At 70.8% G+C, this 16,986-nt stretch carries 17 protein-coding genes and 2 tRNA genes; 6 read left to right on the top strand and 13 right to left on the bottom strand.

The window, feature by feature from the left end; all coding sequences use genetic code 11:
* Positions 1 to 353 precede the first annotated feature (353 nt).
* Positions 354 to 1,151, top strand: coding sequence for an AfsR/SARP family transcriptional regulator (locus JOL79_RS23705; protein WP_210158097.1), 798 nt, complete (start codon positions 354 to 356; stop codon positions 1,149 to 1,151).
* 187 nt (positions 1,152 to 1,338) lie between these two features.
* On the opposite strand, the gene JOL79_RS23700 is transcribed toward JOL79_RS23705, so the two are convergent.
* Positions 1,339 to 1,824 carry a hypothetical protein gene (locus JOL79_RS23700; RefSeq protein WP_210158096.1) on the bottom strand — a complete coding sequence of 162 codons (486 nt, stop codon included), beginning with the start codon at positions 1,822 to 1,824 and terminating at the stop codon, positions 1,339 to 1,341.
* A gap of 90 nt (positions 1,825 to 1,914) precedes the next feature.
* Positions 1,915 to 3,522, bottom strand: a complete 1,608-nt coding sequence (locus JOL79_RS23695; RefSeq protein WP_210158095.1) for a DHA2 family efflux MFS transporter permease subunit — start codon at positions 3,520 to 3,522, stop codon at positions 1,915 to 1,917.
* Positions 3,523 to 3,699: 177 nt separating this feature from the next.
* On the opposite strand from JOL79_RS23695, the gene JOL79_RS23690 reads away from it, so the two are divergent.
* Positions 3,700 to 4,335: a TetR/AcrR family transcriptional regulator gene (locus JOL79_RS23690; protein WP_210158094.1), complete on the top strand. Its 636-nt coding sequence runs from the start codon at positions 3,700 to 3,702 to the stop codon at positions 4,333 to 4,335.
* Between the two features lie 122 nt (positions 4,336 to 4,457).
* On the opposite strand, the gene JOL79_RS23685 is transcribed toward JOL79_RS23690, so the two are convergent.
* Together JOL79_RS23685 and JOL79_RS23680 are read right to left on the bottom strand one after the other, a co-directional pair.
* Positions 4,458 to 4,545: transfer RNA gene (locus JOL79_RS23685), tRNA-Gln, on the bottom strand.
* A 190-nt stretch (positions 4,546 to 4,735) separates the two neighbouring features.
* Positions 4,736 to 4,823 (bottom strand) — tRNA-Gln (locus JOL79_RS23680).
* A 193-nt stretch (positions 4,824 to 5,016) separates the two neighbouring features.
* Here JOL79_RS23680 and JOL79_RS23675 point away from each other — a divergent pair.
* The 3 genes from JOL79_RS23675 to JOL79_RS23665 are packed head-to-tail and all read left to right on the top strand — an operon-like array spanning position 5,017 to position 7,747.
* Positions 5,017 to 6,015 carry a bifunctional lysylphosphatidylglycerol flippase/synthetase MprF gene (locus JOL79_RS23675; protein ID WP_210158093.1) on the top strand — a complete coding sequence of 333 codons (999 nt, stop codon included), beginning with the start codon at positions 5,017 to 5,019 and terminating at the stop codon, positions 6,013 to 6,015.
* A gap of 37 nt (positions 6,016 to 6,052) precedes the next feature.
* A complete protein-coding gene (locus tag JOL79_RS23670) occupies positions 6,053 to 6,217 on the top strand; it encodes a hypothetical protein (protein WP_210158092.1) in 165 nt (54 codons plus the stop codon).
* A 42-nt stretch (positions 6,218 to 6,259) separates the two neighbouring features.
* Positions 6,260 to 7,747, top strand: coding sequence for an APC family permease (locus tag JOL79_RS23665; protein ID WP_210158091.1), 1,488 nt, complete (start codon positions 6,260 to 6,262; stop codon positions 7,745 to 7,747).
* A gap of 11 nt (positions 7,748 to 7,758) precedes the next feature.
* On the opposite strand, the gene JOL79_RS23660 is transcribed toward JOL79_RS23665, so the two are convergent.
* The gene (locus JOL79_RS23660; protein ID WP_210158090.1) at positions 7,759 to 8,586 is read right to left on the bottom strand and encodes an alpha/beta fold hydrolase; all 828 of its coding nucleotides are present in this window, start codon (positions 8,584 to 8,586) and stop codon (positions 7,759 to 7,761) included.
* 9 nt (positions 8,587 to 8,595) lie between these two features.
* Positions 8,596 to 9,057 (bottom strand): MarR family winged helix-turn-helix transcriptional regulator, encoded by a 462-nt coding sequence (locus JOL79_RS23655; protein ID WP_210158089.1) that lies wholly within the window; start codon positions 9,055 to 9,057, stop codon positions 8,596 to 8,598.
* A gap of 513 nt (positions 9,058 to 9,570) precedes the next feature.
* Here JOL79_RS23655 and JOL79_RS23650 point away from each other — a divergent pair.
* Positions 9,571 to 11,811 (top strand): ATP-binding protein, encoded by a 2,241-nt coding sequence (locus JOL79_RS23650; protein ID WP_210158088.1) that lies wholly within the window; start codon positions 9,571 to 9,573, stop codon positions 11,809 to 11,811.
* A gap of 37 nt (positions 11,812 to 11,848) precedes the next feature.
* Here the strand turns inward: JOL79_RS23650 and JOL79_RS23645 are convergent, their stop codons facing one another.
* From JOL79_RS23645 to JOL79_RS23615, 7 genes are read right to left on the bottom strand one after another with little or no spacing between them, the layout of a single operon-like run.
* Entirely contained in the window at positions 11,849 to 12,616 is a 768-nt protein-coding gene (locus JOL79_RS23645) for an ABC transporter permease (RefSeq protein ID WP_210158087.1), read from the bottom strand.
* Positions 12,617 to 12,656: 40 nt separating this feature from the next.
* The gene (locus JOL79_RS23640; RefSeq protein WP_210158136.1) at positions 12,657 to 13,607 is read right to left on the bottom strand and encodes an ATP-binding cassette domain-containing protein; all 951 of its coding nucleotides are present in this window, start codon (positions 13,605 to 13,607) and stop codon (positions 12,657 to 12,659) included.
* A gap of 23 nt (positions 13,608 to 13,630) precedes the next feature.
* The gene (locus tag JOL79_RS23635; RefSeq protein ID WP_210158086.1) at positions 13,631 to 14,002 is read right to left on the bottom strand and encodes a holo-ACP synthase; all 372 of its coding nucleotides are present in this window, start codon (positions 14,000 to 14,002) and stop codon (positions 13,631 to 13,633) included.
* Entirely contained in the window at positions 14,002 to 15,243 is a 1,242-nt protein-coding gene (locus JOL79_RS23630; RefSeq protein ID WP_210158085.1) for an acyl-CoA dehydrogenase family protein, read from the bottom strand. The genes JOL79_RS23635 and JOL79_RS23630 overlap by 1 nt, the downstream gene beginning before the upstream one ends.
* Positions 15,236 to 15,832 (bottom strand): hypothetical protein, encoded by a 597-nt coding sequence (locus JOL79_RS23625; protein ID WP_210158084.1) that lies wholly within the window; start codon positions 15,830 to 15,832, stop codon positions 15,236 to 15,238. The genes JOL79_RS23630 and JOL79_RS23625 overlap by 8 nt, the downstream gene beginning before the upstream one ends.
* Positions 15,829 to 16,692: a hypothetical protein gene (locus tag JOL79_RS23620; protein WP_210158083.1), complete on the bottom strand. Its 864-nt coding sequence runs from the start codon at positions 16,690 to 16,692 to the stop codon at positions 15,829 to 15,831. Before JOL79_RS23620 ends, JOL79_RS23625 begins: the two co-directional genes overlap by 4 nt.
* A gap of 9 nt (positions 16,693 to 16,701) precedes the next feature.
* Entirely contained in the window at positions 16,702 to 16,974 is a 273-nt protein-coding gene (locus JOL79_RS23615) for an acyl carrier protein (RefSeq protein WP_210158082.1), read from the bottom strand.
* Between the last annotated feature and the right edge of the window lie 12 nt (positions 16,975 to 16,986).

Below are 16,986 nucleotides of genomic sequence, written 5' to 3'. Positions count from 1 at the left end.
ACCGCCCTCCGCCGTCTGCGAATCATCCTGGTGGGCTTCGCTGACAATGGACTGACGATTGGCTGACGAATAACAGGCGGCAGAAAATATTGAGGTCTTCTCGTTTGACCGGAGTGATGCCCTCGCTTAATCGCTCTGCGTGATCGGATGCGTGGCGGGCGAAGGTCGGGACACCGTCTTACAGAGAGGGACATCCCTTGACATACAAACAAACTCTTTTAATAATCGTGGCGTCAGATCGACTTGACACGCGAGTAAATCGCCGATGGGCCGCCCCCCAGGCGAATCGGCCGGTTGCAGCGCTGCGGCGCCATCCTCGACGAGCGTCTACCTAACAGTGTTAGGGAGTGGCCATGAAATTCCTGGTACTTGGACAGCTTACCGTTGGTTGCAACGGACGTGAAGTTCACTTTCGCGGCGGTCTGCAGTGCGCTCTCCTCGCGGCGTTCATCGCGGCGGAGGGAAAGGTTCTCTCCGTCGGCTCCCTCATCGAGGAGCTGTGGGAGGACAACCCTCCCAACTCCGTGGAGAACGCGCTGCAGGCGCACGTCAGCCGGCTACGCCGGAAGCTCCAGTCGCTGGAGGGAGAACGAACGAGCCCCCGGCTCGTCTCCCAGGCCAACGGCTACCGGCTGATCCTGGACGGCGCAGAGGTCGACGCCGCCAGGTTCAGCGACGCGCTGGCCCGCGCACGGCTCGAGCCGGCGTCCTCCGCCGGCATCATCGCCGACCGGCTACGCGAGGCTCTGGAGCTGTGGCGCGGCCCGGTCTTCGGCGGAGCCGTGGTCGGGCCCATGGCGCAGGCCGCCGCCGCACGGCTGAAAGCCTCCCGGACGGCGGCGCTGGAGCTGCTCTTCGACAACGAGCTCAAGCGCGGCTCCCACACCTACATCGTTCCAGAACTGACCGCTCTCGTTCGCGCCGAAGGACTGAACGAGCGGCTGTGCGAACTACTGATGATCGCGCTTTACCGATGCGGCCGCCAGGTCGACGCGCTATCCGTATATCGGGAAATCCGTAATCGGATGGCCGAGGAGTTGGGCGTCAATCCGTCGCCGATGCTGCGTAACCACGAGCGGGCCGTTCTCGCTCACGACCCGGAACTGCTGCCGCACGAGAACCACCTGAGACTGCGGAATCCCGTGTCTTGACATCGGCCTTGACTCACCCCTTGACCGGAACTGCCTGACCATAGCCTCACGAGCGGCGGCCGGCTACCCCATGGAATCGAAACGGGCCATCCGTTTGGTCTGCTAAGTGCGTGGGCCGATGGTGAATAGGTACCTCCACAGCGGACGCGGAATCCCGGCAGAATGCCCGGCGGAGCCGGTGCCGGACTCAGGCGTGGTTGCTGTTGCCGGTCAACCTGGCCAGGGTCGCGGTGTGTCCCGGGATGTGCTGAGTGGTTCGTGTGTGGATGATGTCGCCCCAGGCCAGAAATCCGTCGAAGACCGTTTCGCCGTCACGGTTGACGAGCCGGGTGCGGACGTCGACGTCGGCCGCGGCCTGTGGCATCTCATCGAGGATGCCGATGAGCACATGTGCGTTGTGGCGTGCCATGTCGACGCGGTCGCGGTGGGAACTGGTCGAGACGAGGGTGCCGATCGTCGTGCTGGACATCGCCGACGCGTTGTCGACGTACGCTTCCCGGCCGTTCAGGATGCTGCGCGCGGTGTCCGCGAGCATGCGGTCGCTGAGCGCGATGTGTGTGATCACCCAGTCGATCTGGGTGCGGGCGGCCTCCGTGATGGGGTCGTCGTCGGTGATGGCTCCGGCGACGGACAGGAGCTTGTCGTAGGCCTGCGACAGATCTTCGGTACGCACAGAGGTCCTTCTTGGTCGGGGGCGGGAAAGCAGGCGGCGGCCACGCGAGTGCGGTGGCCGCCGCATGACGTCTCAGCCGATCACGGCATCTCAGCCGGCCACGGTGTCCGAAGGAGCCGCCGTGGCCGGCGGGGCGGGCTGGGCGCCGGCGGCCGGTGCGGCAGCCGGCGCGGGGGCCGGCTTCTTGCGGCCGGGGAGGACGACGAGGGCGAACAGGCCCCCGATGAGGGTGCCGACGGCCGCGGCGGTGAATCCGATGCGCAGGCCGTCGGTGAAGATCGGGGCGACCGCCTGCAGGACCGGCTCCTGGAAGCGCGCGGGAAGGTCGCCGATCGACGCCAGGTCGCCGTGGGACAGGGCGCCGACGGCCTGGGCGCGCTGGGCCGGGTCCAGGCCCACGCTCGCCAAGGCGCCGGGCACGCCGCCGCTGAGGTGGCGGACCAGGAGCGTGCCGACGAGGGCCACGCCGAAGACGCTGCCGACCTGGCGGAAGGTGTTGGAGACGCCTGATGCCGTTCCGGCCTGTTCTGGGCGGACCGACGACAGCAGCGCGACGGTGGCCGGGGCGCCCACCAGTGAGACACCGGCGCCGAGCAGTGCCATCGCCCACCAGTAGCCGGCGAAGGCGGTGCCGGGTTCCAGGCCGGCGAGCCGGATGAGCCCGGCCGCGCTGGCCACCGAGCCGATCAGAATGGGGATCTTGGGGCCGAGCTTGGCGGCGAGGACGCTGGCGAGGTAGGAGAAGACCATGATGGAGACGTTCAGTGCCAGGAATCGGACGCCGGTCTGGGTGGTGGACAGGCCGTTGACCTGCTGCAGGTAGAAGGTGAGCAGGAAGATGCTGCCGAAGAGGCCGAACAGCCCGAGGAAGTTGACCGCGCCGGCGACGATGAGGACCGGGCTGCGGAACAGGTTCATGGGCAACATCGGGTCGTCCTGGTTGAGCTCCCAGACGACGAAGACCACGAGGGCGACTGCGGCGACGGCGAACGCGCCGAGGATGACCGGGTCGCTCCAGCCGCGGGTGCTCGCCTCGATCAGGCCGTAGGCCAGGCCGGCCATGGCGATGACGAAGACGATCTGACCGGCGACGTCGGCGCGGCGACGCGCGGGGGCCTTGCTCTCGGGCAGCTTGGCGAACAGGACGACCATGGAGACCAGGCCGAAGGGGATGTTCACCCAGAAGATCGCCTGCCAGCCGAGGGAGTCCACCAGGACGCCGCCGAGCACCGGGCCCGCGGCCAGGGCGAGACCGCCGATTCCGGCCCAGACGCCGATGGCGCGGGCGCGGGCGGCCGGCTGGGGGTAGGTGGCCGACAGCAGGGCGAGCGACACCGGGATCATGATGGAGCCCGCGGCTCCCTGCAGGACGCGGGCGGTCAGCAGGAAGGTGTAGTCCGGTGCCACCGCGCACAGCGCCGAGGCGGCCAGGAACCCGGCGAGGCCGATGAGGAAGACGCGCCTGCGTCCGTAGATGTCGCCGAGTGTGCCCGCCGTCAGCAGGAGGCAGGCCACCACGAGCGCGTACGCGTCGATGATCCACTGCATCTGGGTCAGGCCGGTCGACAGGTCCCGCTGGATCTCCGGGAGTGCGACGTTCACGATCGTGGAGTCCAGGTAGACCATGAAGATGCCGATGCAGATGAAGGTCAGCAGGAGAGCGCCGCCACTGCGTGCTTTCGGGTCGGGTGTGGTCATGTCGTCCTCGCGTTGACGCGGTAGCCGGGAACGGGTGGGTGCTGGCCATGAGCGACGCGAGGTTCCCACTTGGGGCCCGCGCATGCCGACAGTAGTTGACTGACCGTCGGTCAGTCAACGGACCGACGGTCAGTCATAGAATGTCCTCGTTCAGGCAGCCGACGAGAGGCGGACTCGATGCCACCGGCCACGACTCCCGGCAAGCGCAAGCGCGTCGTCAAGAGCGCGGACGCGCGCAGAGCCGACATCCTGCGGGCCGGCCGCGAGGTTTTCGCCACGGTCGGCTTCTCCGAGGCCACGATCGCCGACATCACCGCCGCCGCGGGGATGGGCAAGGGCAGCTTCTACCTGCACTTCGAGACCAAGGACCATGTGCTCGCCGCCCTGTGGGAGGAGTACGTCGCCGCCTTCGTCGACACCACCCGGCGGATCCTCGCCAAGGAACAGGAGTGGTGGCCGACCATCGACGAGCTCCTGACCGCGCTGATCGCGCACGCGGTCGGACACGCCGAGCTGCACCGCCTGGTCTACGGTTCGGCCAACGGCACGGCTCTGGAACTGTGCAAGGAGTCGAATGCCCGCGTGGTGGCCCTGATCGGCGAGTTCGTCACCCGCGGGGCCGCGGCCGGCGTATTCGCCAGCCGCAACCCCGACTGGACCTTCCGCATGATCTATCACGCGGCCGACGGTCTCCTCGACGACCTCATCGGCCGGCGGGCTCCCATCGACACCGCGGAAGTCACGCGCGTCGTCCTCGAACTCGCCCACCGGGCGCTCGGCCACCCGGCCCACGTCGCGAGCCATTCCGAGTAGTGGCCCCCGCGGCCGGTCGGGACACCGGATTCCGGGGCCCGATCACCAGGCAATAGAAAACGGGGCGCTTTTTCCCCGCCTTTCGCCGGCCGCTCAGACTTCGGCGAAATAACCATTTCGGGCGGAGAGGGCAGGATTCGAACACTGCGCAGGCTGTCGCCCGGCCGGACCAGAGCCCGGCCCCCGTTGGACCACTTCGGGTACCTCTCCTCGCCGGCGACTCTCGCTGCCGACACCACATATCGTGCCGGACGCCGCTGATCGATCGCTGACGCTTCGCTGACATCCGCAAGAGCGTCAACCGGCGCCGGAAAATCGAAATCCGACTGGCGTTCGCCCCGTTATCGGGGAAACGCCGGCACCCCGGCGGCCGCTGGCACACCGGGGTACGGTCGATCCGCGGAGAGGGCAGGATTCGAACACTGCGCAGGCTGTCGCCCGGCCGGACCAGGGCCCGGCCCCCGTTGGACCACTTCGGGTACCTCTCCTCGCCGGCGGCTCCCGAACGGACTCGCCGTTCTTCGCTGCCGGTAAGACAAATACTGACCGCTGCCGCTGATTAAACGCTGACCGATCGCTGACACAGCCAATTTGGCCGATGAATTCCACTCCCACAATTCATACGATGGGTTGGACGGAAAAGCTCCACAACCTATTCGTCGACTCGTCGGGAGCACTCACATGGTCAATGCCGTCACGGCGGCGGAACCGGCGCTCGCCGCCATCCGCGACTTCACGATCGCCGACAATCCGAGCTCGTTCCTCGCGGTGAGCGAGGGAAACTCCTACTTCACCCTGCCCGGCCGTCCCGGCGTGATCGTCTACCGTCCCACCGGCCGGTTCCTCGTCCAGTTCGGCGGTCCGTTCGCACCGCCGGACTCATACCGGGAACTCCTCCGCGCGTTCCTCGAGTTCGCCGAGGAGCGGGGCGTGACCGTCGTCGGCGTCCAGCTCCAGCGGGCGGACGCGGAGATCTACGCCGAGTTCGGGTTCACGGTCAACCAGATCGGCGCCTCATGGGCCCGCAGCCTCGGTGACTTCTCGCTGCACGGAACGAGGTTCATGCAGCTGCGCAACAAGGTGTCCAGGTCGTTCCGCGCCGGGCTGACCGTCGTCGAAACCGCTGACGAGTCCTGGTTCCCCAAACTGCGCGAGATCGACGAAGTCTGGCTGCGCGGCAAGGGCGAGCACGCCAAGCCGTTGGAGTATCTGGTCGGCCAGTACGGCGACCACATGCAGCCGCACCGGCGCATGTTCATCGGAATGATCGACGGCGCTCCCGTCGGCTACATCTCCTACTCCCCCGTGTTCGGAAGCAGAGCCGGGTGGATGCACGACCTGAGCCGGCGGCAGCCGAGCCGGGTCCCCGGCATCATGGAGGCGATCAACGTCACCGCCATCGAGAGGTTCCGGTCGGAGGGCGTCGCCTGGCTCCACTTCGGCTTCACCCCGTTCAGCGGCCTGCACGCCGAATACGAGCTGCCCTGCCACGACCCCGGGTTCCGCCTGCTCATGGGCCTGCTCTGGGAGCACGGCGAGGCGGTGTACCCGGCGCAGACCCAGCTCGCCTACAAGGACAAGTGGGCGCCCGACCTGACGATCCCCGAGTACGTCGGGTTCCAGCGCGCAGCGAGCGTCGCCGGCTTCACGCACATCTTCCGCGCCGCGGGCGCGCTCTGACCTTCTCCCAACCTGTTGCGCATCGAGGAGTCTCCCCATGTCGACCGAACCCGTGACCGACGTCGGCACCGCCCTCGGGCGTGTCGTCGAGATGTTCGGCGCGCTCTGCGCCGATCCGGACAATCTCGACCTCGCCCAGGACGCCGACCGGACCCTTGCCGACCTCAACCGGCTGCTCGCGGACCAGCCGACCCCTGCCTGACCGCGGCGCCGCCGCACGGCGCGACCCTCTGAAGGAGGAACTGTGAGCGCAACGACCTCCCAGGCGTCCAGCGTGGGAACCCTACGCCGGACGCTGACCACGCGGAAGATCGTATTCCTGGTCGTCGCGGCGGCGGCGCCGCTGGCCGCCCTGGTCGGCACGGTGCCGCTCGCCTTCGCCATCGGCGCGGGCGCGGGCGTGCCGGCCATGTTCGTCCTGGCCGGACTCATCCTGCTCTGCTTCTCCGTCGGATACGCGGCGATGAGCACCCGGATCGTCAACACCGGCGGGTTCTACACCTACATGGCCCGCGGTCTGGGCAGACCGCCGGCGGTCGCGGGCGGACTGGTGGCCGTGATCTCCTATCTCGCCGTCGAGGTCGGGCTGTGCGGCGCGTTCGGCTACTTCGCCGGTCTGATCGCCTCCTCGCACGGTGTCACGCTGCCGTGGGAGGTGTGGGCGTTCGCCGCGTGGCTGCTGGCGGCGTACCTGGGCTACCGCCAGATCGACGTCAGCGCCAGGGTGCTGACCGTGCTCATGATCGGTGAAGTGGGCATCCTCGCGTTGCTGGACGTCGCCATACTCCTGCGGAAGGGGCTGTCGGCGTTGCCGGCGTCCTCGTTCGCCCCGCATCACGTCTTCGCGCCGGGCCTGGGCATCGGCCTGATGTTCGCCTTCATCTCCTTCATCGGGTTCGAGTCGGCCGCCCTGTACGGCGAGGAGACCCGGAACCCGCGCCGTGCGGTGCCGGTCGCCACATACGTGTCGGTAATCGTCATCGCCGGTTTCTACGGACTGACGAGCTGGGCGGCGGTCGGCGCGGTCGGGCCCGACAAGATCGCGGCCACCGCGGGCAGGCAACTCGGCGACCTGTTCTTCCTATTGAGCGACACCTACCTCGGCGGGAACGCCACGGTCGCCATGCAGGTGCTCCTGTGCACGAGCCTGTTCGCCGCCGTACTGGCATTACACAATGCCGGCAACCGGTATCTGTTCGTCCTCGGCCGCGAGCGCGTGCTGCCCGCCAGGCTCGGCGCCGTCCACCCACGGCACGGCTCGCCGTACCAGGCAAGCGTGGCGCAGAGTTCGATCACCCTGGTCGTCGGGGCCGTCTTCGCCGTCGCCGGCCTCGACCCCTATCTCAACCTGGCGACCAGCATGCTGGGCCTGGGCACCGTCGGCATCGTCGTGCTGCAGGGCGCCGCCGCGCTGTCGGTGCTCGCCTTCTTCCGCGGCCGCCCGGACGCGCACTGGTGGCGCACCCGCCTCGGTCCGCTGCTCGGGCTGGCCGGTCTGGTCGCCGCAGTCGTGCTGCTGTTGCGCAACTTCCCGCTCGTCACCGGGACCACGTCGGCGACGGTCAACATGCTGCCGTCGCTGTTCGCGGTGGCCGTCGTGGGCGGGATCGGATACGCCCTGTGGATGCGATCCGCGCGCCCGGCACGGTACGCCATGCTGGCCGCCGAACGGGAGACCGAACACGGAGACTCCGCGCGCCCCATGACCACGGCGCTCGGCGAGGAGGCGTAACCGGCCCGTCCTCAGCCGAGCAGGAAGGCGGACACCGCCTCGGCCACTTCGGCGCCCTTCCGTTCGGGCCCGAAGTGGTCCAGCCGGGCGAATGTGTGGACCCGCGCGGCGGGCAGGACCTCGGTGAGCCGGTCGAAGGCCGGCGGCACGTAGGGCAGGTCGCTCTTGCCACCCGCCATCAGCAGCACGTCCGCGGACACCTCGCGATAGCCGGGGTAGCTGTCGTCGAGCCGGCCGATCTCCTCGTGTTCGCGCAGGTTGGCCTCGAGCAACCGGAAGACCTTCGCTCGCCGCTCCCCGCGGAACACCGCTCGCAGTATCAGGGCCATGAGCCACCGGGGATTGCGGCGGGCCGCGGACGGTCCGGTGCCGATGGCGAACTCGGCGAACGCGTCGAACGGGCGGCCCTGGGCGAGGAACTCGCGGTACCGGGGGATCCAGTCCGTCGGGAAAAGGCCCTGGACGCTGACGCCGGGCTCGTACACCGCCAGTTTGGTGATGCCCGGGTCGCGCCGGGCCGCCTCCAGCGCCACCAGTCCGCCGAAGCTGTGACCGAACACGTACTGAGCGCCGGTGGCGGCGCGCACGGCCGACAGGTCGGCGCACTCGGCCGCGATGCCGTACCCGTCTCCCTGCGGGCCGCTGCCGGCGCGTCCGCGCCGCTGGACGGTGTGCACGGTGAAGCGGGCCGCGAGCGCGTCGGCCAGCGCGGCGTAGTCGTCGGCGTCGTTGAGCGCGCCGGGCACGACCAGGACGCCCGGGCCGGCGCCGGCGGTTCGGTAGCCGATCTGGGTGCCGTCGGCGGAGGTGACGGTGTGCGTGACGAGGGAGACGGACATGACGGGTTCCTAACGGTCGTGGGGGATGTCACGTGCGGGACGGGCGCCGGGCCCCTCCAGGGCGGCGTTCAACCGCCGGGTGTGCGCGAAGTAGGCGTCGAACGGCACGCCGCTCGACTCGACCAGCTCGGTCAGCCGCTGGATCAGTTCGGTGCCGGCGCGGTCGACCAGCGCCCTGCCGGCGTCGGTGAGGGCGATCTGCCGCCGGTTGCCGCCGGCGGGGTCGGGCACCACGGTGAGCAGTCCGGTGTCGGCCAGGGCCGCGACCATCCGGCTCACCGACGGCTCGGTCACCGCCAGGCTGTCGGCCAGCGCCCGCTGTGTGGACGCGCCCAGCTCACCGGCCATGACCAGGACCATGAACCGCCGGTACGACACGTTGTGCTCGCTGCGCAGAATCTGGTCACCGGCACGCTCCAGGCGTGACACCAGCGTGTGCAGCTCCAGTCCGAGGTTCTTCGAGTGGTTCACGTCTACATATTAGCATCCTAAGTTAGGAGCGCAAGTTACTGCCTGCGGCACAGCCGCGGGTCCTCCGGCGGGCAGCCGCCTCCCCCAGACTCCTCCGTACCGCGCTCAGCCCCCGATCGGTGGGCTCCGCCGTCTCCCCGCGGACCGTGACGGCCTCCAGATGCTCCAGCGCCGCCATCACCCGGCGAGTATCGGCGTCATTGACCTCCCGTGCCTCCGCCCCGTCCCCACCTCCGTGAACGCCCGCGACTCCCGGACCACCGGGGACTCTCCCGCCCCACCCATGTGTCCAGCGAACCGGAACGGCGGCTGCCGGGCACCGGCGTCGTCCATGACGGCCGCGCATTGGGCGTTTCAATAACACGAACCTGTTTGTAATCGCCGAATCTCCGACAGAGCCGAAAGCTGAAAACATACAGTCCGAAATCGGTGCAGACGGTGCCAATATGGCGATTGAGGCAATAAGTGCTTAAATAGGCTGCCGGTTCGAAGTTCGCCGAATCTGGGGTTTCGATGGACAACGCGTCGTTTGGAAGCGCACTTCGGGACCTGCGCAGGAAACGCGGCCTGTCCTTGGCGTCGCTTTCGGCGTTGACCCACTACAGCAAAGGCTACTTGAGCAGAATCGAGACGGGTGAACGCCCGCCGACGCCCCTTGTGGCCAGGCGCTGCGACGAGGTACTCAGAGCCGATGGGGCCCTCACCCAACTCGTGCCGGCGGGACCGCGGCATCAGGACGGTTTCCGCCGTCCGGCGCAGCTTCCGGCCGCTCCCCGCGCCTTCGCCGGCCGCGCGGCCGCGCTGGCCGAGCTCGACGGCGCTCAGCGGACCCATCAGATGTTGATCATTTCCGGCCCGGCCGGTGTGGGCAAGACGGCCACGGCGCTCCACTGGTCCCATCGCGCCGCCCACCGGTTTCCCGACGGATGCCTGTTCGCCGACCTGCGCGGCTTCGATCCGACCGGCACCCCCGCCGAGCCCGCCGACGTGCTCGCCCGCTTCCTCCGTGATCTGGGGTGCTCCCCCACGGCCATACCGGCCGGCGTGGAGCCGCGCTCGGTCCGGCTGCGCACCCTTCTGCACGGCCGCCGCACGCTGATCGTCGTCGACAACGCGGCCACGTCCGACCAGGTGCGTCCGCTGATCCCGGGCTCGGCCGGATGCCGCCTGGTGGTGACCAGCCGCAGCCGGCTGTCCGGCCTGGTCGCCAGGGACGGCGCCGCACGTGTCGTGCTCGCGCCGCTGCCGGAGTTCGAGGCGCTGACCCAGCTCGGGCACGCCATCGGCAGCCGGCGCGTCGCGGAAGAGCCGGAGGCCGCGGCGGAGATCGCCAGAAGGTGCGGCTATCTCCCGCTCGCGCTCCGGATCGCGGCCGAACGGGCCCAGGCACGCCCGTCGCTGCGGCTGGCGGCTCTCGCCACCGAGCTCGCGGTCACCCGTGACCGGTTGAACCTGCTGGCCACCACCGAGGACGAGGCGACCGCGGTCCGCTCGGTCTTCTCCTGGTCCTACCGTGCGCTTCCGGCCGACACCGCCCGCATGTTCCGGCTGCTCGGCCTGCATCGCGGAGACGATATCGGCGTCGCGGCGGCCGCGGCGCTGGCCGGGCTCAGCCGTTCCCAGGCGCGGCGCCTGCTCGAGGCGCTGGCCGCCGTCCATCTGCTGGAGGAGGCCGCCGCCGGTCGTTACCGCTTCTCCGACCTGATCCGGCTGTACGCCGCCGAGTGCGCCGAGGCCGACGAGTCCCCGGAGGACCGGTCCGCCGCGGTACGCCGGCTGTTCACCTGGTACCTGCACGCCGCCGACGCCGCCGACCGGCGGCTCGATCCCCTGCGCCACCGGGCCGGGATCGACGCGCCGGACGACGGCCGGCGACCGATCACGTTCACCGGCTACGGCGAGGCTCTCGGCTGGTTCGACGCCGAGCACGCCAATCTGGCCGTCGCCGTCCGGCACGCCGCCGAGACCGAACACGGCGCCGTCGCCTGGCGGCTGGCGAACGCCGGACGGAGCTATTTCGACCTGCGCAGGCCCTGGGCCGAATGGGTCTCCGCGTACCAGGCCGGGCTGTCCGCCGCGCAGGACAGCGGGGACGAGGACGGCGAGGCCTGGATGTCGGGCGGGCTGGCCGCGATCCACCGCGATCTGGGCAGCCTCGAGGAGGCGCTGGAGTACGGCGAGCGGGCGCTGGCGATCCGGCGCCGCGCCGGCGACCGGGCGGCCGAGTGCGCCTGCCTGAACGATCTGGGCGACGTCCTGCGGCGGCTCGGGCGGGCGACGGCCGCGCTCGAACGGCTGCGGGAGGCCCTCGCCCTCAGCCGGGAGATCGGCCGCGTACGCGACGCGGCGACCGCGCTCACTCACATCGGCGAGACGTATCTCCAGACGGGCCGGATCGACGAGGCGCTCCGGTTCCTCTCCGGCGCGCTTGCGCCCCTCATCGAGCTCCGCGAGCGGAACGGCGAGGCCCGCGTGCTGGACGACATGGGCGTGGCCTATCACACCTCCGGCCGCGCGGACCGGGCCGTCCACTTCCTCCGCGCGGCGCTGCGGGTGCGGCGTGAGCTGGGCGACCGGTACGGCACGGCGACCACGCTGCGCCACCTCGGCGAGGTCTGCCGCGATCTCGGCGAGGAGCCGGCCGCCACGTCGGCGCTGCGCGAGGCGCTCAGGATCTGCGAGGAGCTGGACGACCCGCGCGCCGGCCGGCTGCGGGAACTGCTGGGCGAACCGCCGCGACGCACGCTGCCGTGACGACCGGGGGTCCGGGCCGGCCCGGTCACCGGTGTCCTCAGGTGTTCCTCCTGGCGAAGAGGCGGGCGCCGAGCAGCAGGCAGACCGCGGCGGTGGCGACGGCCACCGCGGCGCCCGCCATGACGACCGAGCCGGTGTAGTCGCCATACAGGGCGGTGCGCATGCCGTCGACGACATAGCGGAAGGGAGTGAGCCGGGAGACGACGTCGAGCCATCGCGGCGCGAGCGTCATCGGCAGCAGGATCCCGGACAGGAGCAGCAGCGGGACGGCGGCCGCGTTGAGCAGCGGCGTGAACGACTCCTCGCTGCGCACGAGCAGGCCGAGCCCGTGTGACAGGGCGGACAGCCCGATCGCGATGGCCGCGACGAACACGAACATCAGCAGGAGGCCGGGGAGAGGGGCGCGCAGCCCGAACCCGTACGCCACGGCGAGCAGGACGGCCGTCTGGGCGAGCAGGACCACGGTGTCCCTCATGACGCGGCCGGCCAGCAGGGCGAACCGGCTCACCGGAGTGACCCGCATCCGCTCGAACACCCCCGACCGCAGATCGGCGATGATGGACAGCCCGGCGAACAGGGGGCCGAACAGGCCGAGCTGGATCAGCAGGCCGGGCACGAAGAAGCGCCACGCGGCCCCGGCCGGCAGCCCGTCGACCCCGGCCCCGGCCACCCTGACCAGGAGCGGGCCGAGGAACGCGAGGTAGAGCGCCGGCTGGAACAGGCCGATGACCGGCCACGCCGGTGAGCGCAGCGACAGGCGCATCTGCCGCGTGAAGATCAGCAGGCTCTCGGATATGACGGACATGCAAGCTCCTCCACGGTCGGGGACCGCCGCCGCGCCACGGTCACGAGTCGTTCTCGCTGAGCGACGATCCGGTCAGGGCAAGGAAGACGTCGTCCAGCGTCGGCCGGGCGATGTTGACGGATCGAAGATCGAGGTCCGCTCGGTCGGCCGTCCGCAGCAGCCAGACGAGCGCGCGTTCGCCGCCCTCCGCGGTCAGCCGGACGGTCTGCCCCGACACGGCGATCTCGTCAAGACCGGGGCACTCGGCGAGCACCGCCTTCGCGCGGTCGGCGTCGCCGCCGAGGGTCAGGCTGATCACGTCGCCGGAGATCCGCCGCTTGAGCGCGTCGGGGGTGCCCTCCGCGATGACGCGCCCGTGGTTCATCACCAGGATCCGGTCGCAGAGGGCGTCGGCCTCGTCCAGGTAGTGCGTGGTCAGGAAGACCGTCGTGCCGAGTTCGTCCCGCAGGCGGCGGATGTGCGCCCAAAGGTCGCTGCGGCTCTGCGGATCGAGGCCCACGGACGGCTCGTCCAGGAAGACCAGCGAGGGCTGGTGGACGAGCCCGAGCGCGATGTCGGTGCGCCGCCGCTGCCCGCCCGACAGCGTCTTCATCGGCCGGTCCGCGAGCCCGGTCAGGTCGAGACGGTCGCACAGGTCCGCGGCACGGCGCACCGCGTCGTGTCTCGCGATCCCGTAGAGCCGCGCCTGCAGGATCAGCTCCTCCGCCACCCGGCAGTTGCCGTCGGTGCCGCCGGACTGCGCGACGTAGCCGATGCGGCGGCGGACTCCGGCGGGGTCGGCGTTCACGTCGACCCCGACGACGGTGGCCCGGCCCGCCGTCGGCTTGAGCAGCGTCGTCAGGATGCGCAGCGTGGTGGTCTTCCCGGCGCCGTTCGGCCCGAGGAAACCGATGATCTCACCGGGACGGACCTCGAAGTCGACGCCCCGGACCGCCTCGACCGTCCGGCCGCCGACCGTGAACGTGTGGGTCAGCCCGGTGGCCTGGATGATGGGCACGGCCGCTCCCGATGTAGTCATGACCAGGCCGCCGCGACGGCGACGACCAGGTCACCCTTGTGTGTGATGGAAACGTCGACGTGGCGGACGCCGACCGCGTCGGCGGCCGTGCGCGCGGCGCCGTGCAACGTGACCTCGGGGGCTCCGGAGGAGGCGCGGGCGACCACGATCTCGCGCGGCGCGACGCCCTGGAACAGCCCCATCCGGAACACCTTGAGCACGGCCTCCTTGGCGGCGAACCGGCCGGCCAGGAACTCCCTTCCGCGCCCCTCAGACAGGCCCTCCGCCGCCGCGAGTTCGGCCGGTGCGAACGCGTAGCCGTCGAACCAGCGGCGCGCGCGCAGCCGGTCCAGCTCGTCGACGGACATCAGGTCGACACCCACCCGCATCAGATCACCCCTTCGACGGCGCGGCCGGGACGGTCGTCCCGGTCCCGCGGTGTGAAGTAGTCGTCTCGCAACAGGCCCTGGAAGACGCCGCGGCGGTGGATGTTCCCGGTGCCCTCCATGAACTCGAAGGCGCGCACATCCCGGTAGACCTTGTCCAGCCACGGATGCTCGATCAGCGACGCGGGGCCGAGCAGCCGGGCCGCCAGCATCGTGGCGTCCTCGGCGAGGCACGCGGCGCGCATCTTGACGCCGCTGACCCGGAACGTGTTGGGCGAGCCGGCGTCGATCTCCGCCGCGACCTCGTGGAGGAGGCGGCGCAGCCGGCGCGACCGGTCGAGCAGGCCGTCGACCTCCGCACGGCCGGCGCCCGCGAGGGCGGGGCGCTGCTCCAGCACGTAGTCGCAGGCCGCCCGGCCGACGCCCAGGGCGAAGGCGGCCACACTTGGCCGGAACCACAGCATGGCCTGCAGCGCGCCCTGCAGTCCGCGGCGGCTGCGGGGCCGGTGGCGGCCCAGCACCCGCTCGGGCGGGATGTACACGCCGTCGAAGCGCAACCGGCTGATCCGCGCGCCGCGCAGCCCGACGAGCGGGAGCGTCTCGGCGTGGAAACCGGGATCGGCGGTGTCGACCATGACGGCCTCGATGCCCCAGGGCCCCGGGGCCCGCCGGCAGAAGACCACGCCGACCCGCGCGTGCGCGCCGTTGCCGATGTACATCTTCTCGCCGGTCAGCACCCAGCCGTCGCCGCCGGGGGCAGCGTCGAGGCGGGCCGTGAGCTCGGTCGCCGCCGAGCCCTTCGCGGGTTCGGTCAGCGCGAAGAACGCCCACGTGGGCCAGTCGGAGGTCCTGGTGAAGAACCAGTCCCGCTGGGCGTCGTCGGCGAGGGCCCGCAGGACCGCGGTCGACAGGGCGGGCCCCGGGCTGGCCAGCGTCATGCCCGGGTCGCCGTAGGCCAGCCACTCCGCCGCGAGTATCCACTCGGCGCACGACGCCTCGGCGGGAACGTACCGCGGCAGGAGATCCTCGTCTCGGGCGTACCGGGCCGGGGTGAGCATGTGCTGCTGGAGCCGCACCGCGGGCAGGTGGAGGAACCGGTGGACGGCGTCCGGATCGGCGTCGAGCGCCGCGCCCGGCGCGCGCAGGTCCCGCGCGGCCTCCCGGAGGAAGTGTTCGAGCGCGTCCGTCCACTCACCGCGCGGGCGCGGGCCGTGGGACGTCGCGCTCCGGACGGTCTCAGGCATCGTCATCACCCGTCTCCGGCCGGAGGCGGTCGCCGGGCTCCGGTTGGAGGTAGACGTTCCCCGCCACCTCGGCCAGGTAGAGATCGGCGCCCGGCCCCTCGGCGAGCATGCTGTACCCGCCGAGGAGGCGGAGCAGGACCCGGCCGGTCCGGGTCAGGCGCGCGTGGCGGGCCCAGCGGACGTCACGGCCGGCCTCCTCGGCCGGTTCCGCCGCGTCCTCCTGCAGTTCCATCGCGACATCGGCCAGATCGGCCTGGAGCTGGGGCCGCGCCAGCAGGCTGGTGCCCTCGCTGACCCGTTCGCCGAGGCGGGCGATCGTGTGCGTCAGCGTCCGGCGGAGCACCGTGTGCTGCAGCGTGAGCAGCCCCTCGGCGAACCGGCCGGCCGTCACGTCGTCGCGGGCGCTGCCCGTGGGCGCGGGCACGCAGGCGAGCCCGAAGCGGGTGAACCGCCCCGCCCCGGCCGCGCCGAGCGCCTCCGCCGAGGCGAGGACCCGTCCGGACGGCGAGGCGACGAACCGGCCGGGCGCGATGTCGGCGTGCAACGCGTCGAGCAGGGCCGGGTAGTCTCCCGGACCGCCGGCCGTCATCGGCGCTCCCCCGGCCGGTCGCCGCTCCCGGCGGCGGTCTCGCGCCGGACGAACGTGGCGACGTGACTCGTCCCGGTACGCGGATCGGTGTCGCCGACCACGATCGTCCGGTAGTTGCCGGCCCACTCCGCGTGGTGCCTGGCGAACTCCAGCCAGACACCGGTGCAGTAGGAGCCGGGCGGCGCCCGGTGGGCCTTGGGCCCGGCCGGCCCCGTGCCGGACGGGTCGGCCCACGAACCGGTCACCGTCAGCCGGTCGCCGGCGTCGCGGCCGCCCGGCAGGCCCGGCGGCTCGTCGAGCAGGGCTGCGAGCCCGGCGTGCGGGCCGGCCGAGGCGAGCCCGGCCAGTTGCCAGCCGCCGCCGGATCCGAGCCCCAGCAGCACCGCGGAGTCCACCAGGTCGCCGTCTTGGACGAACGGCTCCGGATAGGGAAACGTCGTCTGTTCGAGGATCAGCACGGCGGCGCTGTGACAGCGGCCGGACCCCAGGTAGGCGTCGGCGATCCGCAGCGCCGTGAACGGGGCGCCGAGCCCCTGCTCGGAGACCGCGAAACTGATGGACCGGCCGCCGAACACGTGGCCGAGGTGCGCCGCCAGGGTCTTCTCCGGCGCGTGCGGGTCGGGCAGCGCGTACGCGACGATCAGCAGGTCGGGAGCCGGCACCCGGGGGGCCGCCCGCAGCGCCCCCTCGGCGAGATCCAGGAAGGTCAGGTTGCCCCCGCCCGCCGCGTAGGACGGGTCGAAACGCATCCCGTGCGGGGCGAGCACCGTCTCGTTGAACTCGACGATGTCGGGTTCGAAGTGGCACGAACGAGTGGCTCGCGGCACGTGCGCGACCGCGGTCTCCAATGACAGGGCCATGACCGTGCGTCAGCCGGCGTTTCCGGTGGCGACCAGGTCGACCAGCCCCTGGAGATAGTCGGCCAGGGTGCCGATGGTGCGGAAGCTGTCCATGTCGAGGCCCTCGGGGTCGACCTCGACGTCCATCGTGTCCTCCACGGCCATGAGCAGTTCGAGGATCGACGTGGAGTCCAGCTGAAGGTCGTCGAACAGCCGGGTGTCCTCCGTCACGTCGGTCACCTCCCGCTGGAGGACCTCACCGATGGACCGGACGACGGCGGTGACGATCTCGGATCGGTTCATTTGGGGGTTTCC

Source organism: Microbispora oryzae, from assembly GCF_017896165.1.
GTDB classification, from domain to species: domain Bacteria; phylum Actinomycetota; class Actinomycetes; order Streptosporangiales; family Streptosporangiaceae; genus Microbispora; species Microbispora oryzae.
Note: the sequence above shows the minus strand (reverse complement) of the source record. Positions and strands in the feature narration are given on the sequence as shown.

Excerpts from the sequence above, each read along its gene's own strand:
- JOL79_RS23650 (WP_210158088.1), top strand. The coding sequence starts at position 9,571 with ATGGACAACGCGTCGTTTGGAAGCGCACTTCGGGACCTGCGCAGGAAA.
- JOL79_RS23630 (WP_210158085.1), bottom strand. The coding sequence starts at position 15,243 with ATGCCTGAGACCGTCCGGAGCGCGACGTCCCACGGCCCGCGCCCGCGC.
- JOL79_RS23645 (WP_210158087.1), bottom strand. The coding sequence starts at position 12,616 with ATGTCCGTCATATCCGAGAGCCTGCTGATCTTCACGCGGCAGATGCGC.
- JOL79_RS23695 (WP_210158095.1), bottom strand. The coding sequence starts at position 3,522 with ATGACCACACCCGACCCGAAAGCACGCAGTGGCGGCGCTCTCCTGCTG.
- JOL79_RS23625 (WP_210158084.1), bottom strand. The coding sequence starts at position 15,832 with ATGACGGCCGGCGGTCCGGGAGACTACCCGGCCCTGCTCGACGCGTTG.
- JOL79_RS23705 (WP_210158097.1), top strand. The coding sequence starts at position 354 with ATGAAATTCCTGGTACTTGGACAGCTTACCGTTGGTTGCAACGGACGT.
- JOL79_RS23620 (WP_210158083.1), bottom strand. The coding sequence starts at position 16,692 with ATGGCCCTGTCATTGGAGACCGCGGTCGCGCACGTGCCGCGAGCCACT.
- JOL79_RS23660 (WP_210158090.1), bottom strand. The coding sequence starts at position 8,586 with ATGTCCGTCTCCCTCGTCACGCACACCGTCACCTCCGCCGACGGCACC.
- JOL79_RS23635 (WP_210158086.1), bottom strand. The coding sequence starts at position 14,002 with ATGCGGGTGGGTGTCGACCTGATGTCCGTCGACGAGCTGGACCGGCTG.
- JOL79_RS23690 (WP_210158094.1), top strand. The coding sequence starts at position 3,700 with ATGCCACCGGCCACGACTCCCGGCAAGCGCAAGCGCGTCGTCAAGAGC.
- JOL79_RS23675 (WP_210158093.1), top strand. The coding sequence starts at position 5,017 with ATGGTCAATGCCGTCACGGCGGCGGAACCGGCGCTCGCCGCCATCCGC.
- JOL79_RS23670 (WP_210158092.1), top strand. The coding sequence starts at position 6,053 with ATGTCGACCGAACCCGTGACCGACGTCGGCACCGCCCTCGGGCGTGTC.
- JOL79_RS23615 (WP_210158082.1), bottom strand. The coding sequence starts at position 16,974 with ATGAACCGATCCGAGATCGTCACCGCCGTCGTCCGGTCCATCGGTGAG.